Origin of the sequence: Streptomyces tailanensis (assembly GCF_008386495.1) — a bacterium.
Classification (GTDB): Bacteria; Actinomycetota; Actinomycetes; order Streptomycetales; family Streptomycetaceae; genus Streptomyces; species Streptomyces tailanensis.
This window is the reverse complement of record NZ_VTHJ01000041.1, coordinates 66,689-86,913: the sequence shown is the minus strand read 5'-3', so window position 1 is coordinate 86,913 and position 20,225 is coordinate 66,689. Positions and strand designations below refer to the sequence as shown.

Sequence of the window (20,225 nt, the reverse complement as noted above, 5' to 3'; positions counted from 1 at the left end):
GCTAAGCCTTACAGCGCCGATGGTACTGCAGGGGGGACCCTGTGGGAGAGTAGGACACCGCCGAACAATTATTGATAGAGCTGGTCCCTGAACTTCGGTTCGGGGACCAGCTCTTTTTTGTCGTGCGTCACTTGGCGTTCACGTTGCGCGACCATGATCCGAAGTATGAGTACTGTTGCAATGCTCAGGGCCGCAGGTGTCGGCGTCGGCGACGAGGTGGTCGTGCCGGCGTTCGGGAACGCCGAGGTCGCCCAGGCGGTGAGTCTGGCAGGGGCAGTACCGGTCTTCGCCGATATCGACCCGGTGACGTACTGCCTGGATGCCTCGGCCGTCGAGGCCGCAGTGACGTCTCGGACGGTGGCTGTCGTCGTCGTCCACCGGTTCGGTCGGTCGGCCGACATCGCCGGACTGCACCGGCTTGGGCAGCGGCATGGGTTGCTGGTGCTTGAGCAGGGTGAGTCGGAGGCGCCGTACAGCGAAGTCGGGGAGCGCAGGCAGCGGGCCGCGTATCTCAGGGCGAAGCTGAAGGGCGTGCGGACCCCTGACGGGGGCGACGGGCACACGTTTCAGCAGTACGTCGTGCGGGTGCCGGGCAATGGGCGGCCCGATCGGGACGCCTTCGCACGGGCCATACGGGCCAAGGGAGTTGAGTGCAGTGTGCCGGTGAAGACACCGGTGCACCGGATGCCAGGGTTCCGGCAGGACGTGTGCCTGCCGGAGACCGAGCGGGCCGCCGACGAGACGCTGGCTCTGCCCATCGCCGGTGCGATGTCGCGGCGGCAACTGCACCGGATGGTGTCCGCGTGCAACGCGCTCGGTGGCCTGCTGCAGCCGGCGTTCTAGGTCGACTCCGCTCTCGGCGCCTGTTCGCTCGGGTGGTTCGAGGCAGCCGCGGATTCGGGGTATGATCTATCCCGTTGCCGCGAGGGAAACCTCGAACAGGTAACAGGCCCCTATAGCTCAGTCGGCAGAGCGTCTCCATGGTAAGGAGAAGGTCAACGGTTCGATTCCGTTTGGGGGCTCCAGCCAAAAGGCCCCGCCCAATCGGGCGGGGCCTTTTTCGTGTCTTCAGGGTTCTCGCTCAGTCCTTGTGGAGGCCCGGGACGCGCATCGCCAGGATTGCCATGTCGTCGGACGGGGCGTCGGAGGCGAAGCGTTCGACCGCGCGCATCACGCGGGCCGCGACCGCGCCGGCCGTGAGGCCCGTGCAGGTCGTGAGGACCTCGGTGAGGCCGTCGTCGCCCAACATGCGGGTGCCTTCGCGGCGTTCGGTGACGCCGTCCGTGACACAGAGGAGGACGTCGCCCGGGTCGAGGGTGACCGTCTGCTCGTACAGCTCCAGGTCCTCCATCACGCCGAGGAGGGCCTGGGGCTCGGCGGCGGGCTCGACCGTGCCGTCCTGGCGCAGGCGCAGGGGGAGCGGGTGGCCGGCGCAGACGACCTTCAGCAGGGCGCTGCCGTCGTCCTGAGGCCACAACTCGCCGTACAGGAGCGTCAGGAAGCGGCTGCGGGCGCCCTCGTCGATGATCGCGGAGTTGAGGCGCTCCAGGACCGCGGGGCCGGCGTAGCCCTCGCGGGCCAGCAGGCGCAGGGCGTGGCGGGCCAGGCCGGTGACGGCGGCGGCCTCCGGGCCCGTGCCGCAGACGTCGCCGATGGCGAAGCCGTACGCGCCGTCGCGGATGGGGAAGACGTCGTAGAAGTCGCCGCCGACCTCGTTGCCCTCGCCGGCCGCGCGGTAGATGACTTCGACCTCGACGCCGTCGATCTGCGGGAGTTCGGGCGGGAGGAGGCTGCGCTGGAGGGACTGGCTGATGGCCATGCGCTCCGAGTACAGGCGGGCGTTGTCCAGGGCGAGGGCAGCCCTGCGGGAGAGGTCCTCGGCCAGTTCCAGGATCTCCTGGCGGAAGTGCTCGTCCGTCGGCTTGCCGAGGGTCAGCATGCCGATGACGCGGTTGCGGGCCACCAGTGGGAGGACGACCGTCTCGCCGCCCACCGCCGAGGCGGTCGCCAGGGTCGTGCCGATGCCCGAGCTGACCGTGGCGGGCTCGCCGAGGCCCAGGCTGCGCATGGAGGTGCGCAGGGCCGCGCGGTGGGCCGCCTCGGCCGGAGCCGTCCAGACACGGGCTCCCGGGGTCGGGATCGGCTCCGGTGGGGGGATCTTGGCGAGGAGTGCCTTGAGGCCGTCGATGAGGTCCTCGTCCTCGTGGAGGACGTAGGAGAGGTACGGGTCCGAGGCCTGGTCGGCGATCGTGTAGACCGCGCACCAGGTGGCGAGGGTCGGGATCGTCATCTGGGCCATCAGCGCCAGGGTCTGGTCGCGGTCCAGGGTGCCGGCGAGGAGGTCGGAGGCCTCGACGAGGAACGACAGGGAGCCTCGGCGCAGGCGTTCCAGCTCGCCCAGGCGGGCCGACTCGACGGCGAGCGCGATGCGGTCGGCGGCGAACTGGAGGCGCAGGGCCTCCTCGTTGGAGTAGCGGCCCGGGGCCTCGGCGGCGACGCCGAGGGAGCCGGTGAGGCGGCCCTCGACCTTCAGCGGGACCGTGACGACCGAACGCATGCCCGTGCCGCTCAGCAGCGGTACGGCGCCGGGGACGGCCGCGAGGTCGTCGTGGACGGCGGGCATGCGGGCAGAGCCGTAGCGGCCGGGGCCGGCCTCGACGGGGACGCGGGCGAAGCGCTGGCGGGCCGAGGGCAGGCCGGTGGAGGCCCGTACCTCCAGCTCGGTCTCGTCGTCGGTGGCCAGGAGCAGGAAGGCCGAGTCGCCGTCGAGCATGTCGCGGGCGCGCTCGACCGTGCGCTGGAGGAGGCCGTCGAGGTCGTCCGGGGCCGGGGAGCCGATGAAGACCTCGAAGGGGTCCGTGGCCTGGCCCTCGCCGGAGCCGGACGAGTCGCCGGACGGGACGCGGATCGGAGTCTGGAGGACGGCGCGCTCGTGGTCCCGTACGAGAAGGCAGACCGTCGAGGGGTCGCCGGTCGTGTCGCGTACCCGGAGGTGGGAGGCGTAGACCGGCGTCACACGGCCGTTGGCGCCGCGGATGCCGTAACTGCCCTCCCAGCGCGAGAGTTGGAGGGCCTCGGCGACGCCGGTGCTGGTGCCGGGGGTGTGGGGCCAGGCGGCGAGATCGGTGAGGGGTTTGCCGATGACCTGGTCGGGGGCGTATCCGAAGAGTTCCTCGGCGTCCTCGTTCCAGGCGCCGATCGCACCCGTGCGGTCGATCTGGACGACGGCGACGCGGACGCGGCCGTCGGCGAGCGGGAGCAGGTCGGCGGGGAGGGACGGGCCGGCCGTGCGGGTGCCCACCGGGCGGTCGGGGAGGTCGAGTTGGAACCAGACCTGCTTGTGGGTGGAGGTGTACTCGACGCCCCAGCGGGAGGCCATCGCCGCGCACAACTGGAGGCCGCGGCCGCCCTCGCGGTCGGGGTTGCCCATGTTGATGTGGTTGCCCTGGAGGGGAATCTCACGCTCGGGGTATCTGTCGGCGACCTCGATGCGGGCGCCGTCCTCCGTACGCAGACAGAGGACGTCGGCGGAGGTGCCCGCGTGGACGACCGCGTTGGTGACCAGTTCGCTGGTCAGGACCACGGCGTCGTCGACGATGTCGGCGAATCCCCAGCCCTGGAGAGTGTCGCGGACGAAACTGCGGGCGGTCGCGACGGATCGTGAGACGGGGTCGAAGCTGGCGGCCGCGCGCGCGGTGATCACAGAACTCCTTGTCCGGTTCTCGACGTGCGGGGACCTTCGGTCGACCTCCTGCCGTGGCAGAGCCTGGTTCTCCGTCGGCCTGGGGTCCCGGGGGGCTTCCCCAGGATGCAGTCCGGTGGTCATGGTGCGGCCGCCCCTCCGATGCCTGCCCGCTCGTGCTCGTGCGCCACCGCCCAGGCCGGACGGGACCGGCATGGCTGGACAGCCGCATGCAAGGTTACTTACCTTCGCCGTCCATGCGGATGCCGGTCGTCTGTGTTTCCGCCCGGAGGTGTGCGGACCGTGTGCGAAGCTGCCGAACTGTTATGGCCTGGTTCAGGCATGGTGAAACACTGGGCAGGCTTCCAGGAGAGCGTCTCGGCAGGCCGAGTACCTTCCGAGCGTGCCCGGGAGTGGCACCCGGTTCGGCGAGCATAAGTATCTGAGTACGAAGTAGTACGAGTGGTACGAGCAGTGCGAGGCGTCCGAGCACGGCGAAGTACGGCGAAATACGGCGAGCAGGAACGGTCGACCCTTGCGGGAGGGACACAGTGGAGTCTGGCGCAGCGACGCGGGGCACTAAAGCGCGCGCGAAAGGCGGACAGTCCCTGAACGATCAGCGCAAAACACGCAAACCGCGCAATGGGACCACCACCGTGGACACGGCTGCCCTGAACCGCCTGTTGGCGGCGTTGGAGGCGATGCGGGACGGCAACTTCCGCAAGCGTCTGACCGTTTCGGGTGACGGCGTGATGGCCGAGATCGCCGCCGTGTACAACGAGGTGGCGGACCGGAACCTGCATCTGACCGGTGAGTTGTCGCGGGTGCGGCGAGTGGTCGGGCGTGAGGGCAAGCTCACCGAGCGGCTGGAGACGGGAGCGACCGAGGGCTCCTGGGCGGCCGCGATCGATGCGTCGAACGCGCTGGTCGACGACCTCGTACGGCCTGTTTCCGAGGTCAGCCGGGTGCTGTCGGCCGTCGCGGAAGGTGATCTGTCGCCGCGTATGGAGCTGCGGACGCAGGGTCCGGACGGGACCGGGCATCCGCTGCGCGGGGAGTTCCTGAAGGTCGGGCGCACGGTCAACAACCTGGTCGACCAGCTGTCCACGTTCACCGACGAGGTCACCCGGGTGGCCAGCGAGGTGGGCACCGAGGGCAAGCTGGGCGGGCAGGCCAAGGTGCGCGGAATGTCCGGTTCTTGGAAGGATCTGACGGAGTCCGTCAACACCATGGCGCACCGGCTCACCGCACAGGTGAGGGATATCGCACTGGTGACGACCGCGGTCGCGAAGGGCGACTTGTCCCGGAAGGTCACGGTTCATGTGGCCGGCGAGATGCTGGAGCTGAAGGAAACCGTCAACACGATGGTGGACCAGCTCTCCGCGTTCTCCTCCGAGGTGACGCGAGTCGCCCGCGAGGTGGGCACCGACGGACAACTCGGTGGTCAGGCCGAGGTGCCGGGTGTGGCCGGTGTGTGGAAGGAGCTCACCGATTCGGTGAACACCATGGCCGGCAATCTCACCGCGCAGGTGCGGGGGATCGCCCAGGTCACCACCGCCGTCGCCAACGGTGATCTGTCGCAGAAGGTGACCGTTCCCGCACGTGGCGAGGTCGCGAAGCTCGCCGAGACCATCAACCAGATGACCGAGACGCTGCGGATCTTCGCCGACGAGGTCACCCGTGTGGCCAATGAGGTCGGTGCCGAGGGCCGGCTGGGTGGTCAGGCGCAGGTGCCGGGCGCGGCGGGAACGTGGAAGGACCTCACCGATTCGGTGAACACGGTCTTCCGGAACCTCACCATTCAGGTGAGGGACATCGCGGCGGTGACGACCGCCGTGGCCGACGGCGACCTCTCGCAGAAGGTCACCGTCGACGTGGCCGGCGAGATGCTGGAGCTGAAGAACACCGTCAACGGGATGGTCGACCAGCTCTCGTACTTCGGCGCCGAGGTCACCCGTGTGGCCAATGAGGTCGGTGCCGAGGGCCGGCTGGGTGGTCAGGCGCAGGTGCCGGGTGCGGCCGGTACGTGGAAGGACCTGACGGACTCCGTCAACACGGCGTTCCGGAATCTCACCGGACAGGTGAGGAACATCGCGGCGGTCACCACAGCCGTGGCCAACGGTGACCTCTCGCAGAAGGTCACCGTCGATGTCGCGGGCGAGATGCTCGAACTGAAGAACACCGTGAACACGATGGTCGACCAGCTGTCGTCCTTCGCCGACCAGGTGACGCGGATGGCCCGGGACGTGGGCACGGAGGGCCGCCTCGGCGGTCAGGCCCGCGTGGACGGTGTGTCCGGCACGTGGAAGGAGCTCACCGACTCCGTCAACTCGATGGCCGGCAACCTCACCTCGCAGGTGCGGAACATCGCGCAGGTGACGACCGCCGTGGCCCGCGGTGACCTCTCGCAGAAGATCGACGTCGACGCGCGCGGCGAGATCCTTGAGCTCAAGAACACCATCAACACGATGGTCGACCAGCTGTCGTCCTTCGCCGACCAGGTGACCCGCGTTGCCCGCGAGGTGGGTACGGAAGGGCGGCTGGGCGGTCAGGCGCAGGTGCCCGGTGTCGCCGGTGTGTGGCGCGACCTCACCGAGTCGGTGAACGGCATGGCCGGCAACCTGACCGGCCAGGTGCGGAACATCGCGCAGGTGGCGACCGCGGTGGCCCGGGGTGACCTGTCCCAGAAGATCACCGTGGACGCGCGCGGCGAGATCCTGGAGCTGAAGAACACGCTGAACACGATGGTGGACCAGCTGTCGTCGTTCGCGGAGGAGGTCACCAGGGTCGCCCGTGAGGTGGGTACGGAGGGCCAGCTCGGCGGTCAGGCCGAGGTGCAGGGCGTCTCCGGCACCTGGAAGGACCTCACGCAGTCGGTGAACTTCATGGCGAACAACCTGACGATCCAGGTGCGTCAGATCGCCGAGGTCACGACCGCCGTCGCCAAGGGCGACCTGTCGAAGAAGATCACCGTCGACGCCAAGGGCGAGATCCTCGAACTCGTCACCACCGTGAACACGATGGTCGACCAGCTGTCGTCCTTCGCCGAGCAGGTGACCCGGGTGGCCCGAGAGGTGGGCACCGAGGGCATCCTCGGCGGCCAGGCGCACGTGCCGGGCGTCACCGGCATCTGGAAGGACCTCAGCGGCAATGTGAACCTGATGGCCAAGAACCTGACCATGCAGGTGCGAAACATCTCCCAGGTCGCCGCGGCCGTCGCCAACGGCGACCTCACCCGTACGGTGACGATCGAAGCGCGCGGCGAGGTCGCGCAGCTCGCCGACACCTTCAACAGCATGGTGAAGACGCTGAGTTCGTTCGCCGACCAGGTCACCAAGGTGGCCCGTGAGGTGGGCACGGACGGCATCCTCGGCGGTCAGGCGCACGTCCCGGGCGTGGCCGGCACGTGGAAGGACCTCACCGAGTCCGTGAACTCGATGGCGTCCAACCTCACCGGACAGGTCCGCAACATCGCGATGGTCACGACCGCCATCGCCAAGGGTGACCTGACCAAGAAGATCGACATCGACGCGCGCGGCGAGATCCTGGAGCTCAAGACCACCATCAACACGATGGTCGACCAGCTCTCTTCCTTCGCCGAGGAGGTCACCCGCGTGGCCCGCGAGGTGGGCACCGAGGGGCAGTTGGGTGGTCTGGCACGTGTGCGTGACGTCGACGGCACCTGGCGCGACCTCACCGAGTCGGTGAACGAGATGGCCGGGAACCTGACCCGGCAGGTGCGCGCCATCGCGCGCGTGGCCACCGCGGTGACCCGGGGCGACCTGAACCTCAAGATCGACGTCGATGCGTCCGGCGAGATCAAGGAGCTGCAGGACTACATCAACAAGATGATCGCCAACCTGCGCGACACCACGATCGCCAACCAGGAGCAGGACTGGCTGAAGGGCAACCTCGCCCGTATCTCCGCGCTGATGCAGGGCCGCCGGGACCTCGACGACGTGGCCTCGCTGATCATGAGCGAGCTGACGCCGGTGGTCTCCGCCCAGCACGGCGCGTTCTTCCTGGCGATGCCGCTGGTCGACGGTCAGGATCTGGCCCCGAACAGCGAGGACCAGTACGAGCTGCGCATGCTCGGCTCGTACGGGTACTCGATGGGCTCCATGCCGACGTCGTTCCGGCCGGGGGAGGCGCTGGTCGGTACGGCCGCGAAGGAGAAGCGCACGATCCTGGTGGAGAACGCGCCGAGCGGCTATCTGAAGATCTCCTCCGGGCTCGGGGAGGCGCCCCCGGCACAGGTCATCGTGTTGCCGGTGCTCTTCGAGGGGAAGGTGCTGGGCGTCATCGAGCTGGCGTCGTTCAACTCGTTCACGCAGATCCAGAAGGACTTCCTGAACCAGATCGCCGAGATGATCGCGACGAGCGTCAACACCATCTCCGTCAACACCAAGACCGAGGTGCTGCTGAAGCAGTCGCAGGAGCTCACCGAGCAGTTGCGTGAGCGCTCGGACGAACTGGAGGTCCGGCAGAAGGCCCTGGAGGCCTCTAACACCGAACTGGGCGAGAAGGCCGAGCTGTTGGCCCGGCAGAACCGCGACATCGAGGTCAAGAACACCGAGATCGAGGAGGCGCGGCAGGTCCTGGAGGAGCGCGCCGAGCAACTCGCCGTCTCCATGCGCTACAAGAGCGAGTTCCTCGCCAACATGTCGCACGAGCTGCGCACCCCGCTCAACTCGCTGCTGATCCTCGCCAAGCTGCTCGCCGACAACGCCGAGTCGAACCTGACGCCCAAGCAGGTCGAGTTCGCCGAGACGATCCACGGGGCGGGTTCCGACCTGCTCCAGCTGATCAATGACATCCTGGACCTGTCGAAGGTCGAGGCGGGCAAGATGGACGTCTCGCCGACCCGGATCGCGCTCGTCCAGCTCGTCGACTATGTGGAGGCCACCTTCCGGCCGCTGACCGCGGAGAAGGGCCTCGACTTCTCCGTACGCGTGTCGCCGGAGCTGCCCGCCACGCTGCACACGGACGAGCAGCGCCTGTTGCAGGTGCTGCGGAACCTGCTGTCCAACGCGGTGAAGTTCACCGACTCCGGGGCTGTCGAGCTGGTCATCAGGCCGGCCGGGGCGGATGTGCCGGTGGCCATCCGGGAGCAGCTGCTGGAGGCGGGCTCGCTGAGCGACCCGGACGCCGACATGATCGCATTCTCGGTGACGGACACCGGGATCGGTATCGCGGCCAGCAAGATGCGGGTGATCTTCGAGGCGTTCAAGCAGGCGGACGGCACCACGAGCCGCAAGTACGGCGGTACGGGTCTGGGGTTGTCCATCTCAAGGGAGATCGCCCGCCTGCTGGGCGGCGAGATCCACGCCCAGAGCGAGCCGCGCCGCGGCTCCACCTTCACCCTGTATTTGCCGCTGCACCCGAGTGAACTGCCCCCGCAGGGCTACGCGCAGACCGCGCCCGCCCTGGAGGCAGGGGAGCTGCTGGCCTCCGAGAACGAGCTGGCCGAGCCCGCCGAGACGCCAGCCGAGGTGAAGTCGTACCGCGAGACCCAGAACGGGGCCGCCGCGCTGTTCAGGCGGCGCCGCAGGGGTATGTCGGCGGGTTCCCCGTCCGCCCTGCCCGGTCAGGGCAACGGGCAGGCACAGGAGCACTGGGCGCAGCAGGCCGCTCAGGAGGCGGCCTCGCAGTCGCGCCGGACGATCCGGTTCGAGGGCGAGAAGGTGCTCATCGTCGACGACGACATCCGTAATGTCTTCGCGCTCACCAGCGTCCTGGAGCAGCACGGCCTGTCCGTGCTGTACGCCGAGAACGGCCGGGAGGGCATCGAGGTGCTGGAACAGCACGACGACGTGACGGTCGTGCTGATGGACATCATGATGCCCGAGATGGACGGTTACGCGACGACCACGGCGATCCGCCGGATGCCCCAGTTCGCGGGACTGCCGATCATCGCGTTGACGGCCAAGGCGATGAAGGGCGACCGGGAGAAGGCGATCGACTCGGGCGCCTCCGACTATGTGACGAAGCCGGTTGATCCCGATCATCTGCTGTCGGTCATGGAGCAATGGATGCGGAGTGAGTGACGCGAGGGATGGCCTGTGGTCACAACCCGGAGCGCCGGACGCCGAGTTGCTGACAGAGTGTGGCCGGGGTCGTGTAGAAGTGCGGGATTCGGGGAACCTTCTGGTCCCCTGCCGCGTTTCTGCTACGAGCACAGTGACATCACGGTGACAGGGTGTGGCGACAGGCGGGGTGCGGCTACGATGACCGGCACAAGGACGGGCGGCGCAAGGGAGTCGTCCCCGGGGGTGGCTCCGCGTGGTGCCACCTCTGGTCCTGTGGACAGGGGAGGCCCCAAGCCGGGGCGAGGAGGGTGGGCCATGGTGCAGAAGGCCAAGATCCTCCTGGTCGATGACCGGCCGGAGAATCTGTTGGCGCTGGAGGCCATCCTCTCCGCGCTCGATCAGACGCTGGTGCGGGCATCGTCCGGGGAGGAAGCGCTCAAGGCGCTGTTGACGGACGACTTCGCGGTCATTCTGCTGGACGTCCAGATGCCGGGCATGGACGGATTCGAGACGGCCGCGCACATTAAGCGGCGCGAACGGACCCGGGACATCCCGATCATTTTCCTCACCGCCATCAACCACGGCCCGCATCACACGTTCCGTGGGTACGCGGCGGGTGCGGTCGACTACATCTCCAAGCCGTTCGACCCGTGGGTGCTGCGCGCGAAGGTCTCCGTTTTCGTCGAGCTGTACATGAAGAACTGCCAGCTCAGGGAGCAGGCGGCGCTGCTGCGGCTCCAGTTGGAGGGTGGCGGCAAGGGCGCGGCGGGCGGTTCCAAGGAGCCCTCCGGCGGCATCCTCGCCGAGCTCTCCGCGCGGCTCGCGGCCGTCGAGGAGCAGGCCGAGGCGCTCTCCAAGCAGCTCGACGACGAGTCCGCGGACGCCGCCGCGGTGGCGACGGCAGCCCATCTCGAACGCAAACTCACCGGCCTGCGCAGGGCGCTGGACGCGCTGGAGCCGGGCGCGGGCGGACCCACTGCGGTGCCGTCGCAGAACTGAACGCGTGCCGGCCGTCAGAACTCAGCGCGTGCCGGCCGCATGGCCGAGTGGGGCCGGGTCACCGAAGTGGTCGGGCCCCACGTCGAGTTGTCCTCGGCCCACATCGGGGGCGAAGGCCGTAAGGCCCGTCAGCTTTGGGACTTCAGGCATGCGACACGAACGGGTGAAGCAGTAGGCACACGTGTCCGCTGTGGCCTCCACCGGTAACCTCACACCCATGGCCTCACGTCAGTCCGCAGCGAAGAAGCCGCCCGCGAAGAAGGCGGCCGCTCCGACGAAGGCTCCGGCGAAGAAGGCCACCGCGAAGAAAGCCGCCGCCAAGAAGGCACCCGCCAAGAAGGCGACGGCGAAGAAGACGGCCCCTCCGAAGCCGGCGCCCAACCCCACCGGGGGCGTGTACAAGCTCGTACGCGCCATCTGGCTCGGTGCCGCGCACGCCGTCGGCGCCGTCTTCCGCGGCATAGGGCAAGGCGCGAAGAATCTCGACCCGGCGCACCGCAAGGACGGCATCGCCCTGCTGCTGCTCGCCTTCGCCCTGATCGTCGCCGCCGGCACCTGGTCCAATCTGCGCGGACCGGTCGGCGACCTCGTCGAGATGCTCGTGACCGGCGCCTTCGGCCGGCTCGATCTGCTCGTGCCGATCCTGCTCGCGGTCATCGCCGTACGGTTCATCCGGCACCCCGAGAAGCTCGACGCCAACGGCCGTATCGTCATCGGGCTGTCCGCGCTCGTCCTCGGTGTGCTCGGCCAGGTGCACATCGCCTGCGGGTCGCCCGCGCGCACCGAGGGCATGCAGGCGATAAGGGACGCCGGCGGGCTCATCGGCTGGGGCACGGCCACCCCGCTGACGTACACCATGGGCGAGGCTCTCGCCGTGGCGATGCTCGTCCTGCTTACGCTATTCGGGCTGCTCGTCGTCACCGCGACCCCGGTCAACGCGATTCCGCAACGGCTGCGGCTGCTCGGGCAGAAGCTCGGCATCGTCGCGGACGACGAGGAGTACAGCGAGGACGACGCGCGCTACGACGAACAGTGGCGTGAGTCGCTTCCGGTGCGCCCCCGCAGGCGCCGATCCGCCCCTCAGCAGTACGACCCCGACGGCGCCGAGCAGGAGGCGCTCTCCAAGCGCCGTCCCCGGCGCTCCGCCGTACGGCAGCCCGACCCGGACCGGCCCATGGACGCCGTGGACGTCGCCGCCGCGGCCGCCGCCGCGCTCGACGGGGCCGTGCTGCACGGGATGCCGCCCTCGCCGGTGGTCGCCGACCTCACCCAGGGGGTGAGTGTGGGGGACCGTGAGGAGACCACGCCCGTCCCGGCCGCGCGCAGCAAGGCACCCAAGCAGGAACCGACGGCCGTCAAGCCGCCCAAGGGGGCCAAGCAGGAAGCCCTGGTGCCGGACCTGACCAAGCAGGCCCCCGACGAGCCCCGCGACCTGCCGCCGCGTGCCGAACAGCTCCAGCTCTCCGGCGACATCACCTACGCCCTGCCCTCGCTCGACCTTCTGGAGCGCGGCGGCCCCGGCAAGACGCGCAGCGCCGCCAACGACGCGATCGTCGCCTCGCTCACCAACGTCTTCACCGAGTTCAAGGTCGACGCCTCCGTCACCGGCTTCACCCGCGGGCCGACGGTCACGCGCTACGAGGTCGAACTCGGCCCGGCGGTCAAGGTCGAGCGGATCACCGCGCTGACCAAGAACATCGCCTACGCCGTCGCCAGCCCGGACGTACGGATCATCAGCCCGATCCCCGGCAAGTCGGCCGTCGGCATCGAGATCCCCAACACCGACCGTGAGATGGTCAACCTCGGCGACGTGCTGCGGCTCGCGGACGCGGCCGAGGACGACCACCCGATGCTGGTCGCGCTCGGCAAGGACGTCGAGGGCGGCTATGTGATGGCCAACCTGGCGAAGATGCCGCATGTGCTCGTCGCAGGTGCGACCGGTTCGGGTAAATCGTCGTGCATCAACTGCCTGATCACGTCGATCATGGTGCGGGCGACCCCCGAGGACGTGCGCATGGTCCTCGTCGACCCCAAGCGCGTCGAGTTGACGGCCTACGAGGGCATCCCGCACCTGATCACGCCGATCATCACCAACCCCAAGCGGGCCGCCGAGGCACTGCAGTGGGTCGTGCGCGAGATGGACCTGCGCTACGACGACCTGGCGGCGTTCGGCTACCGGCACATCGACGACTTCAACGAGGCCATAAGGAACGGCAAGGTCAAGCTGCCCGACGGCAGTGAGCGCGAGCTCCAGCCGTACCCGTATCTGCTGGTCATCGTGGACGAGCTGGCCGACCTGATGATGGTCGCGCCGAGGGACGTCGAGGACGCGATCGTCCGCATCACCCAGCTCGCGCGTGCGGCCGGCATCCACCTGGTGCTCGCCACCCAGCGGCCGTCGGTGGACGTAGTTACCGGTCTGATCAAGGCGAACGTCCCCTCGCGGCTCGCGTTCGCCACGTCGTCCCTCGCCGACTCCCGCGTCATCCTCGACCAGCCCGGTGCGGAGAAGCTGATCGGCAAGGGCGACGGGTTGTTCCTGCCGATGGGGGCGAACAAACCGACGCGTATGCAGGGCGCGTTCGTGACCGAGGACGAGGTCGCGGCGATCGTCCAGCACTGCAAGGACCAGATGGCGCCCGTCTTCCGGGACGACGTCACCGTGGGCACCAAGCAGAAGAAGGAGATCGACGAGGAGATCGGCGACGACCTCGATCTGCTGTGCCAGGCGGCCGAACTCGTCGTCTCCACCCAGTTCGGGTCGACCTCCATGCTCCAGCGCAAGCTGCGCGTCGGTTTCGCCAAGGCCGGGCGGCTGATGGACCTCATGGAGTCCAGGGGCGTCGTGGGGCCGAGCGAGGGCTCCAAGGCGCGTGATGTCCTTGTGAAGCCCGATGAGCTGGACGGGGTGCTCGCGGTGATCCGGGGGGAGACCGAGGCATAGGAGGGGCGCGACGGGGGCGTGAGGCGGCCACGTCGCGTGAAATCCGGTTGCTCGGCGGGCGAAACACGGGTGGGATGGTGGAGGGAACGAGGGTGGACGGCGGGGGAACTGGGATGGCATTGAGGCGCCCGGGTATTCGAACGTGACTCACCCGTAAGGAATTCGTGAGCAACCGTTTCCCTTTGGCGTACGTCAAGTTGGAGGAGGGGACAATCTCTTCCCCCACCATCACCATCAGCAGGATGACCGGCCATTCTGATGGCGTACAAAGTCCCACCGCCCGGTTGCCCCACCCTTTCGTACCCCCCCTAGACTGAACTTCCAGCACAGGTGGCTACACGCTCGAAAGGCGCCCCCGTGTCCATCGGCAACTCCCCTGACGGCAACTTCCCCGAAGACGAGCGTCCGTTCGAAGACGACCGTGACGAACGCTCGGCGGAACGCCCCTCGATCGGCCGTGCCCTCCAACAGGCACGCATCGATGCCGGGCTGACCGTCGACGACGTCAGCAACGCCACCCGGGTCCGCATCGCCATCGTGCACGCGATCGAGCAGGACGACTTCGCCGCCTGCGGCGGGGACGTCTACGCGCGCGGTCACATCCGCACCCTCGCGCGCGCGGTGCGCATCGATCCCGCACCGCTGCTCGAACAGTTCGCGGACGCCCACGGCGGGCGCCCCGCGCCGACGCCGGCGGCCCCGCTGTTCGAGGCGGAACGGATCCGCCCCGAGCGCCGCGGCCCCAACTGGACCGCCGCCATGGTCGCCGCGATCGTCGCGGTGATCGGTTTCGTCGGCTTCACCGCGTTCAACGGCGGCGACGAGGACGGCGACAGCACGCAGGTCGCCGAGGGCTCCACGCCGACCACCAGCAAGCCCGGCTCGCCCACCCCGAAGAACGACAAGCCCGACGTCGACCCCAAGCCGGAGCCGTCCGACAGCGCCATCGCGGCCGCGCCCCGTGACAAGGTGACCGTCCAGGTCAGCGCCGCCGACGGCCGCAGCTGGATCTCCGCCAAGGACCACAACGGCCAGCTTCTGTGGGACGGCCTCCTCAAGCAGGGCCAGACCAAGACCTTCCAGGACAGTTCCAAGATCGACCTCGTCCTCGGCGACGCCGGAGCCATCCAGCTCTACGTCAACGGCAAGAAGATCGAGGATGACTTCCAGCCCGGCCAGGTCGAACGCCTCACGTACACGAAGGGCGACCCCGAAGTCGGATAGACGGTGCCGGGCGGGCATACGCACAGGCACCGCAAAGGAAAACGAACGCACGGGGTTGGCCAAGATCGGCCAACCCCGTCGACGTGGGCTGTCAGTGGGACGAAGTAGTCTTGAGCCCATGCCTGAACGCCGTACCGTCGCACTCGTCACTCTTGGCTGCGCCCGTAACGAGGTGGACTCGGAGGAGCTCGCAGGCCGCTTGGAGGCGGACGGCTGGGAGCTCGTCGAGGACGCCGAGGAAGCGGACGTCGCGGTCGTCAACACCTGTGGCTTCGTCGAAGCCGCCAAGAAGGACTCCGTCGACGCGCTCCTGGAGGCCAACGACCTCAAGGGACACGGCAGAACCCAGGCCGTCGTGGCGGTCGGGTGCATGGCCGAGCGGTACGGCAAGGAGCTGGCGGAGGCGCTTCCCGAGGCCGACGGCGTGCTCGGCTTCGACGACTACGCGGACATCTCCGACCGCCTCCAGACCATTCTGAACGGAGGCATCCACGCTTCGCACACCCCGCGCGACCGGCGCAAGCTGCTGCCGATCAGCCCGGCCGAGCGGCAGGAATCCGCGGCCGAGGTCGCGCTTCCGGGGCACGCCCCCGTCGATCTTCCGGACGGCCTCGCTCCGGCTTCCGGGCCGCGCTCGCCGCTGCGCCGCCGCCTCGACGGCTCACCCGTCGCCTCGGTGAAACTCGCCTCCGGCTGCGACCGCCGCTGCTCCTTCTGCGCCATCCCCTCCTTCCGCGGCTCTTTCATCTCGCGCCGCCCCTCGGACGTACTGAACGAGACGCGCTGGCTGGCCGAGCAGGGCGTCAAGGAGATCATGCTGGTCTCCGAGAACAACACCTCCTACGGCAAGGACCTGGGCGACATCCGGCTGCTGGAGTCGCTGCTGCCCGAGCTCGCCGAAGTCGACGGCATCGATCGGGTGCGGGTGAGCTATCTGCAGCCCGCCGAGATGCGGCCCGGCCTCATCGACGTGCTCACCTCCACGCCCAAGGTCGTGCCCTACTTCGATCTGTCCTTCCAGCACTCCGCGCCCGCCGTGCTGCGCTCGATGCGCCGCTTCGGCGACACCGACCGCTTCCTGGAACTGCTCGACACCATCCGCTCCAAGGCCCCCGAGGCCGGCGTGCGGTCCAACTTCATCGTGGGATTCCCCGGCGAGACCGAGGACGACCTCGCCGAGCTGGAGAGGTTCCTGAACGGCGCGCGACTGGACGCCATCGGTGTCTTCGGGTACTCCGACGAGGAGGGCACCGAGGCGGCGACGTACGAGAACAAGCTGGACGAGGACGTGGTCGCCGAGCGGCTCGCACGCGTCTCGCGGCTGGCCGAGGAACTGGTCTCGCAGCGCGCCGAGGAGCGCGTCGGGCAGACCGTGCAGGTGCTGGTCGAGTCGGTCGACGGCGACGAGGGCGCGTACGGGCGTGCCGCGCACCAGGCGCCCGAGACGGACGGCCAGGTGCTGTTCACGAGCGGTCAGGATCTGAGCGTCGGCCTTGTGGTCGAGGCGAAGGTGATCGGCACGGAAGGCGTCGACCTGGTGGCCGAGGTGCTTCCGGGGTCGCTCGCATGTACCGAGGAGGCGGCCAGATGACCGGAGTCCCGGCATCCGCGGCGGGCGGCTCCTCCGGCGCCAAGAGCGCCACGAATGCCAAGAGCGCCACGAATGCCCAGGGCGCTGTGGGTGCTCAGGACGTCGCGAGAGCCTCCGGCGATTCCGGCACTCCCGGCGTTCCTGAAGGTGCGCGGCCCGTGCGCGGAGGGAAGCTGGGCGCTGCCGCCGTCAACCAGGCCAGCCTCTGGAACATCGCGAACATCCTGACCATGATCCGCCTGGTCCTGGTCCCGGGCTTCGTCGTGCTGATGCTCATGGACGGCGGGTACGACCCGGCCTGGCGGGCCTGGGCCTGGGCCGCCTTCGCCGTCGCCATGATCACCGACATCTTCGACGGCCACCTGGCGCGGACGTACGACCTCGTCACCGACTTCGGGAAGATCGCAGATCCCATCGCCGACAAGGCGATCATGGGAGCCGCGCTGATCTGCCTGTCCTCCCTGGGCGATCTGCCGTGGTGGGTGACCGGAGTCATCCTCGGGCGGGAACTCGGGATCACGCTCCTGCGTTTCATCGTCATCCGGTACGGAGTGATCCCGGCGAGCCGCGGCGGCAAGCTGAAGACGCTCGCCCAGGGCACCGCCGTCGGGATGTACGTCCTGGTGCTGGAGGGGCCCCTGGCCACCCTGAGATGGTGGGTGATGGCTGTGGCGGTCGTCCTCACCGTCGTCACCGGACTCGACTATGTGAGACAGGCCATTGTGCTGCGCCGACGCGGAATCGCCGAGCGCGAGGCCGCGACGGAGGGAGCGGAAGGGTGACGTCCACCGCCGCCGACGTGCTGCGACTACTGAGGGTGAGGGGCGAGACGCTCGCCGTCGCCGAGTCGCTGACCGGTGGTCTGGTCGCGGCCGCGATCACCGCGGCCCCGGGCTCCTCCAAGTCGTTCCGGGGCTCGGTGACGGCGTACGCCACTGACCTGAAGCACCAGTTGCTCGGCGTCGACGCCACTCTCCTGGATCAGCGCGGAGCGGTGGACCCGCAGGTCGCGGCCCAGATGGCGGACGGCGTACGCAAGGCGCTCGGCGCCGACTGGGGAATTTCGACCACCGGCGTCGCGGGCCCGGAAGAGCAGGACGGCCAGCCCGTCGGCACGGTCTACGTGGCCGTCGCCGGGCCCTCCGCAGCGGATTCGGGCGTCTCGGGTGGCGGGAAAGTGGCGTCGTTGAGGTTGAACGGCGCCCGGACGGAAATCCGTATGGAGAGTGTACGGAGCGTACTCGCACTGCTCCTCGAGGAGCTCGCGGGCGAACAGACCGGGAATGAGCGGGCACAGAATACGGAACAGAACGGGGGGACTTGATGTTTGCAGCCCTGAGTGAACACAACAGCGCTCCCCGCACGGCCGCAGCGCAAGGCGGTACGGTGGGGCGTGAAGGATGCGGCTACACGGTCCGAGGAGGGAGCCACCGATGATTCTGCTCCGTCGCCTGCTGGGTGACGTGCTGCGTCGGCAGCGCCAGCGCCAGGGCCGTACTCTGCGCGAAGTCTCCTCGTCCGCCCGAGTCTCACTCGGCTATCTCTCCGAGGTGGAGCGGGGGCAGAAGGAGGCTTCCTCCGAGCTGCTCTCCGCCATTTGCGACGCGCTGGACGTACGGATGTCCGAGCTCATGCGGGAAGTGAGTGACGAGCTCGCCCTTGCCGAGCTGGCCCAGTCCGCAGCGGCCACCGAGCCGGTGCCAGCACCAGTGCGTCGAACCATGCTCAACTCCGTGTCGGTGGCCGGTGTGCCGCCGGAGCGGGTCACGATCAAGGCGCCCACGGAAGCGGTGGACGTCGTGGCGGCGTGACGATCACGACCACGCTTGCGTGCGTGAGGTTCGGCACGCGCCGATGAAGTGAAGCGAAGCCCCGGGCTGGGGCCTCCAGGGAGACCTGGGGGTGCCGGCCCGGGGCTTTCGCATGGGCCCGGGCCTGCTGGGGGCGTCCCCGTTTGCCGGGGTGGTGGCGTGCGGTCATGGTGGAGGGGTCGTATCAAGAACCGGAGCGTGCTGATGTACGTGGTGAAGAGCCCGCTGTCCGAGGCTGGTCTCAAGACCGTTTCCGAGGCGCTGCAGGGTGCCCTGGTCGATCTTGTCGACCTCTCCCTCGCGGCCAAGCAGATCCACTGGAACGTGGTCGGGCCGCGCTTCCGCTCCGTCCACCTTCAGCTCGACGAGGTCGTGGACACCGCGCGACTGCACTCCGACACGGTCGCCGAACGCGCCGCCACCCTCGGCGTCTCACCGGACGGGCGGGCCGCGACGGTCGCCGGGAGCAGCGGCATCGGCAAGGTCCCCGACGGCTGGGTCAAGGACACGGACGCCGTGGGGACACTCGTGGACGCGCTCGGCGCGGTGATCACACGGATGCGGGCGCGGGTGGAGAGCACTGCGGAGGCGGATCCGGTGAGTCAGGACATCTTCATCGGGATCACTGCGGATCTTGAGAAGCACCATTGGATGTTCCAGGCGGAGAACGGGTAGCGCGGGCGATCGTCGTGGCTGGTGGCTGGTGGCTGGTGGCGGTCGGTGGGTGCGCCGGGGGCGTGGTGAGGGCGGGGTGGTGCCGCGGGGCGCGCAGGGTGTCGTGTGCGTGCGGGCTTCGTGAGTGAGCCGTGCGTCTCTGTGCCGGTGGTGCGCCCTGCCTGGCCGTGTCGAGGGCCGTCTAGCGTCGTTCTTGGGGGCCCGAAGGCCTGGAGGTGGCGGCTATGCGGATAGTGCGCTGGGGGGCGGCTCTGGGATTCGGTGCGCTGTGGTGGTGGGGAGTGCTGCGGCTCGCGCTGGCGCCGGATGCCGGTGCGGTGGAGGGGGCGGTCGCGGCCGGGGGGTGGGGGCTGAGTCTCCTGCCCGTGCACTGCGTGCCGAAGGGATCGGGATCGGGGTGGGGCGCGGGGGTGTTCAGGGGGCGCACGGCTGGTCCGGTTCGGGGGAATGCGGTCGATACGGGGAGCGCCGCGGCATCCGGTACGGGTGGTAGTACGGGGATCACCACGGCATCGCCACCCCGCCGTTCGGGCGGATGATCTGGCCCGTGGTGAACGCCGAGGCGTCGGAGGCCAGGTGCAGCACGGCGTGCGCGATGTCGTCGGGCTCGCCGACCCGGCCCAGCGGTGAGAGACGGGCCATGAAGGACTCCGTCCGCTCCTGTGCCGCACTGTCGTGGCGGTCGGTCATGGGCGTACGGATCCATCCCGGTGCCACCGCGTTGACGCGGATGCCGTGTGGGCCGGCCTCGGTCGCCAGGGTCTTCGTCAGCTGGACCACGGCCGCTTTCGTCACGCCGTAGCAGAGGAGTCCGGGGCCGCCGGTGTCGACGGCGCCGGAGGCCATGGTGACGATGCTGCCCCGTGTCCCGTCGGCGATCATCCGGCGGGCGGCCTCCTGGCAGGCGTACAGCACGCCCTTGAAGTTGACGCTCCACACCCGGTCGAGATCCTCGTCCAGGGTCTCCAGTACCGAGCTGCTGTACATGATCCCGGCGATCGCCGCCATGACGTGGAGGGACTCACATGCGGCCACCGCTTGCGCCAGTTGAGCGCGGTCGGTGACGTCGAGATGGTGGGTGTGGGCGGTGCCGCCGGTGGATTTGATCAGCGTCGCGGTCTCGTGCAGGCCCTGCGCGTCGCGGTCCGCGCAGTGCACGGTGGCGCCCGCCTCGGCGAGCAGCACGGCCGACGCACGGCCGATACCGCCGGCGGCGCCGGTGACGAACGCGGTGTGGCCGGTGAGGTCGTACGCCGTCATGGGCATGAGT

Annotated in this window: 12 protein-coding genes, 1 tRNA gene and 1 rRNA gene; 12 read left to right on the top strand and 2 right to left on the bottom strand. The window is 69.0% G+C overall.

Annotation, left to right across the window (positions count from 1 at the left end; translation table 11 throughout):
• From rrf to F3T56_RS29140, 3 genes are all read left to right on the top strand, one after another.
• Positions 1-66, top strand: a 5S ribosomal RNA gene (rrf, locus tag F3T56_RS50175); the annotation flags it as partial.
• Positions 67-180: 114 nt separating this feature from the next.
• The gene (locus F3T56_RS29145; RefSeq protein WP_149828358.1) at positions 181-843 is read left to right on the top strand and encodes a DegT/DnrJ/EryC1/StrS family aminotransferase; all 663 of its coding nucleotides are present in this window, start codon (positions 181-183) and stop codon (positions 841-843) included.
• A 106-nt stretch (positions 844-949) separates the two neighbouring features.
• Positions 950-1,025 (top strand) — tRNA-Thr (locus tag F3T56_RS29140).
• Between the two features lie 56 nt (positions 1,026-1,081).
• Here F3T56_RS29140 and F3T56_RS29135 read toward each other — a convergent pair.
• Complete coding sequence (locus tag F3T56_RS29135) at positions 1,082-3,826, bottom strand: SpoIIE family protein phosphatase (protein WP_149828347.1); 2,745 nt, start codon at positions 3,824-3,826, stop codon at positions 1,082-1,084.
• A 407-nt stretch (positions 3,827-4,233) separates the two neighbouring features.
• Between F3T56_RS29135 and F3T56_RS29125 the strand changes: the two genes are divergently transcribed.
• The 9 genes from F3T56_RS29125 (at position 4,234) to F3T56_RS29085 (ending at position 18,955) form a co-directional block, all read left to right on the top strand.
• The gene (locus F3T56_RS29125; RefSeq protein WP_149828346.1) at positions 4,234-9,729 is read left to right on the top strand and encodes a HAMP domain-containing protein; all 5,496 of its coding nucleotides are present in this window, start codon (positions 4,234-4,236) and stop codon (positions 9,727-9,729) included.
• A gap of 297 nt (positions 9,730-10,026) precedes the next feature.
• The gene (locus F3T56_RS29120; protein WP_149828345.1) at positions 10,027-10,710 is read left to right on the top strand and encodes a response regulator; all 684 of its coding nucleotides are present in this window, start codon (positions 10,027-10,029) and stop codon (positions 10,708-10,710) included.
• A 217-nt stretch (positions 10,711-10,927) separates the two neighbouring features.
• A complete protein-coding gene (locus F3T56_RS29115) occupies positions 10,928-13,654 on the top strand; it encodes a DNA translocase FtsK (protein WP_425473643.1) in 2,727 nt (908 codons plus the stop codon).
• A 357-nt stretch (positions 13,655-14,011) separates the two neighbouring features.
• Entirely contained in the window at positions 14,012-14,878 is an 867-nt protein-coding gene (locus tag F3T56_RS29110) for a helix-turn-helix domain-containing protein (protein WP_149828343.1), read from the top strand.
• Positions 14,879-14,996: 118 nt separating this feature from the next.
• A complete protein-coding gene (rimO, locus tag F3T56_RS29105; RefSeq protein WP_149828342.1) occupies positions 14,997-16,469 on the top strand; it encodes a 30S ribosomal protein S12 methylthiotransferase RimO in 1,473 nt (490 codons plus the stop codon).
• Positions 16,466-17,251, top strand: a complete 786-nt coding sequence (gene pgsA, locus F3T56_RS29100) for a CDP-diacylglycerol--glycerol-3-phosphate 3-phosphatidyltransferase (RefSeq protein ID WP_149828341.1) — start codon at positions 16,466-16,468, stop codon at positions 17,249-17,251. The genes rimO and pgsA overlap by 4 nt, the downstream gene beginning before the upstream one ends.
• The gene (locus tag F3T56_RS29095) at positions 17,248-17,793 is read left to right on the top strand and encodes a CinA family protein (protein WP_149828340.1); all 546 of its coding nucleotides are present in this window, start codon (positions 17,248-17,250) and stop codon (positions 17,791-17,793) included. The genes pgsA and F3T56_RS29095 overlap by 4 nt, the downstream gene beginning before the upstream one ends.
• Positions 17,794-17,902: 109 nt before the next feature.
• On the top strand, positions 17,903-18,280 hold the full coding sequence (locus F3T56_RS29090) for a helix-turn-helix domain-containing protein (RefSeq protein ID WP_149828339.1): 378 nt from the start codon (positions 17,903-17,905) through the stop codon (positions 18,278-18,280).
• A gap of 204 nt (positions 18,281-18,484) precedes the next feature.
• The gene (locus F3T56_RS29085) at positions 18,485-18,955 is read left to right on the top strand and encodes a Dps family protein (protein WP_149828357.1); all 471 of its coding nucleotides are present in this window, start codon (positions 18,485-18,487) and stop codon (positions 18,953-18,955) included.
• 501 nt (positions 18,956-19,456) lie between these two features.
• Here the strand turns inward: F3T56_RS29085 and F3T56_RS29075 are convergent.
• Positions 19,457-20,221, bottom strand: coding sequence for an SDR family NAD(P)-dependent oxidoreductase (locus F3T56_RS29075; RefSeq protein WP_149828337.1), 765 nt, complete (start codon positions 20,219-20,221; stop codon positions 19,457-19,459).
• Between the last annotated feature and the right edge of the window lie 4 nt (positions 20,222-20,225).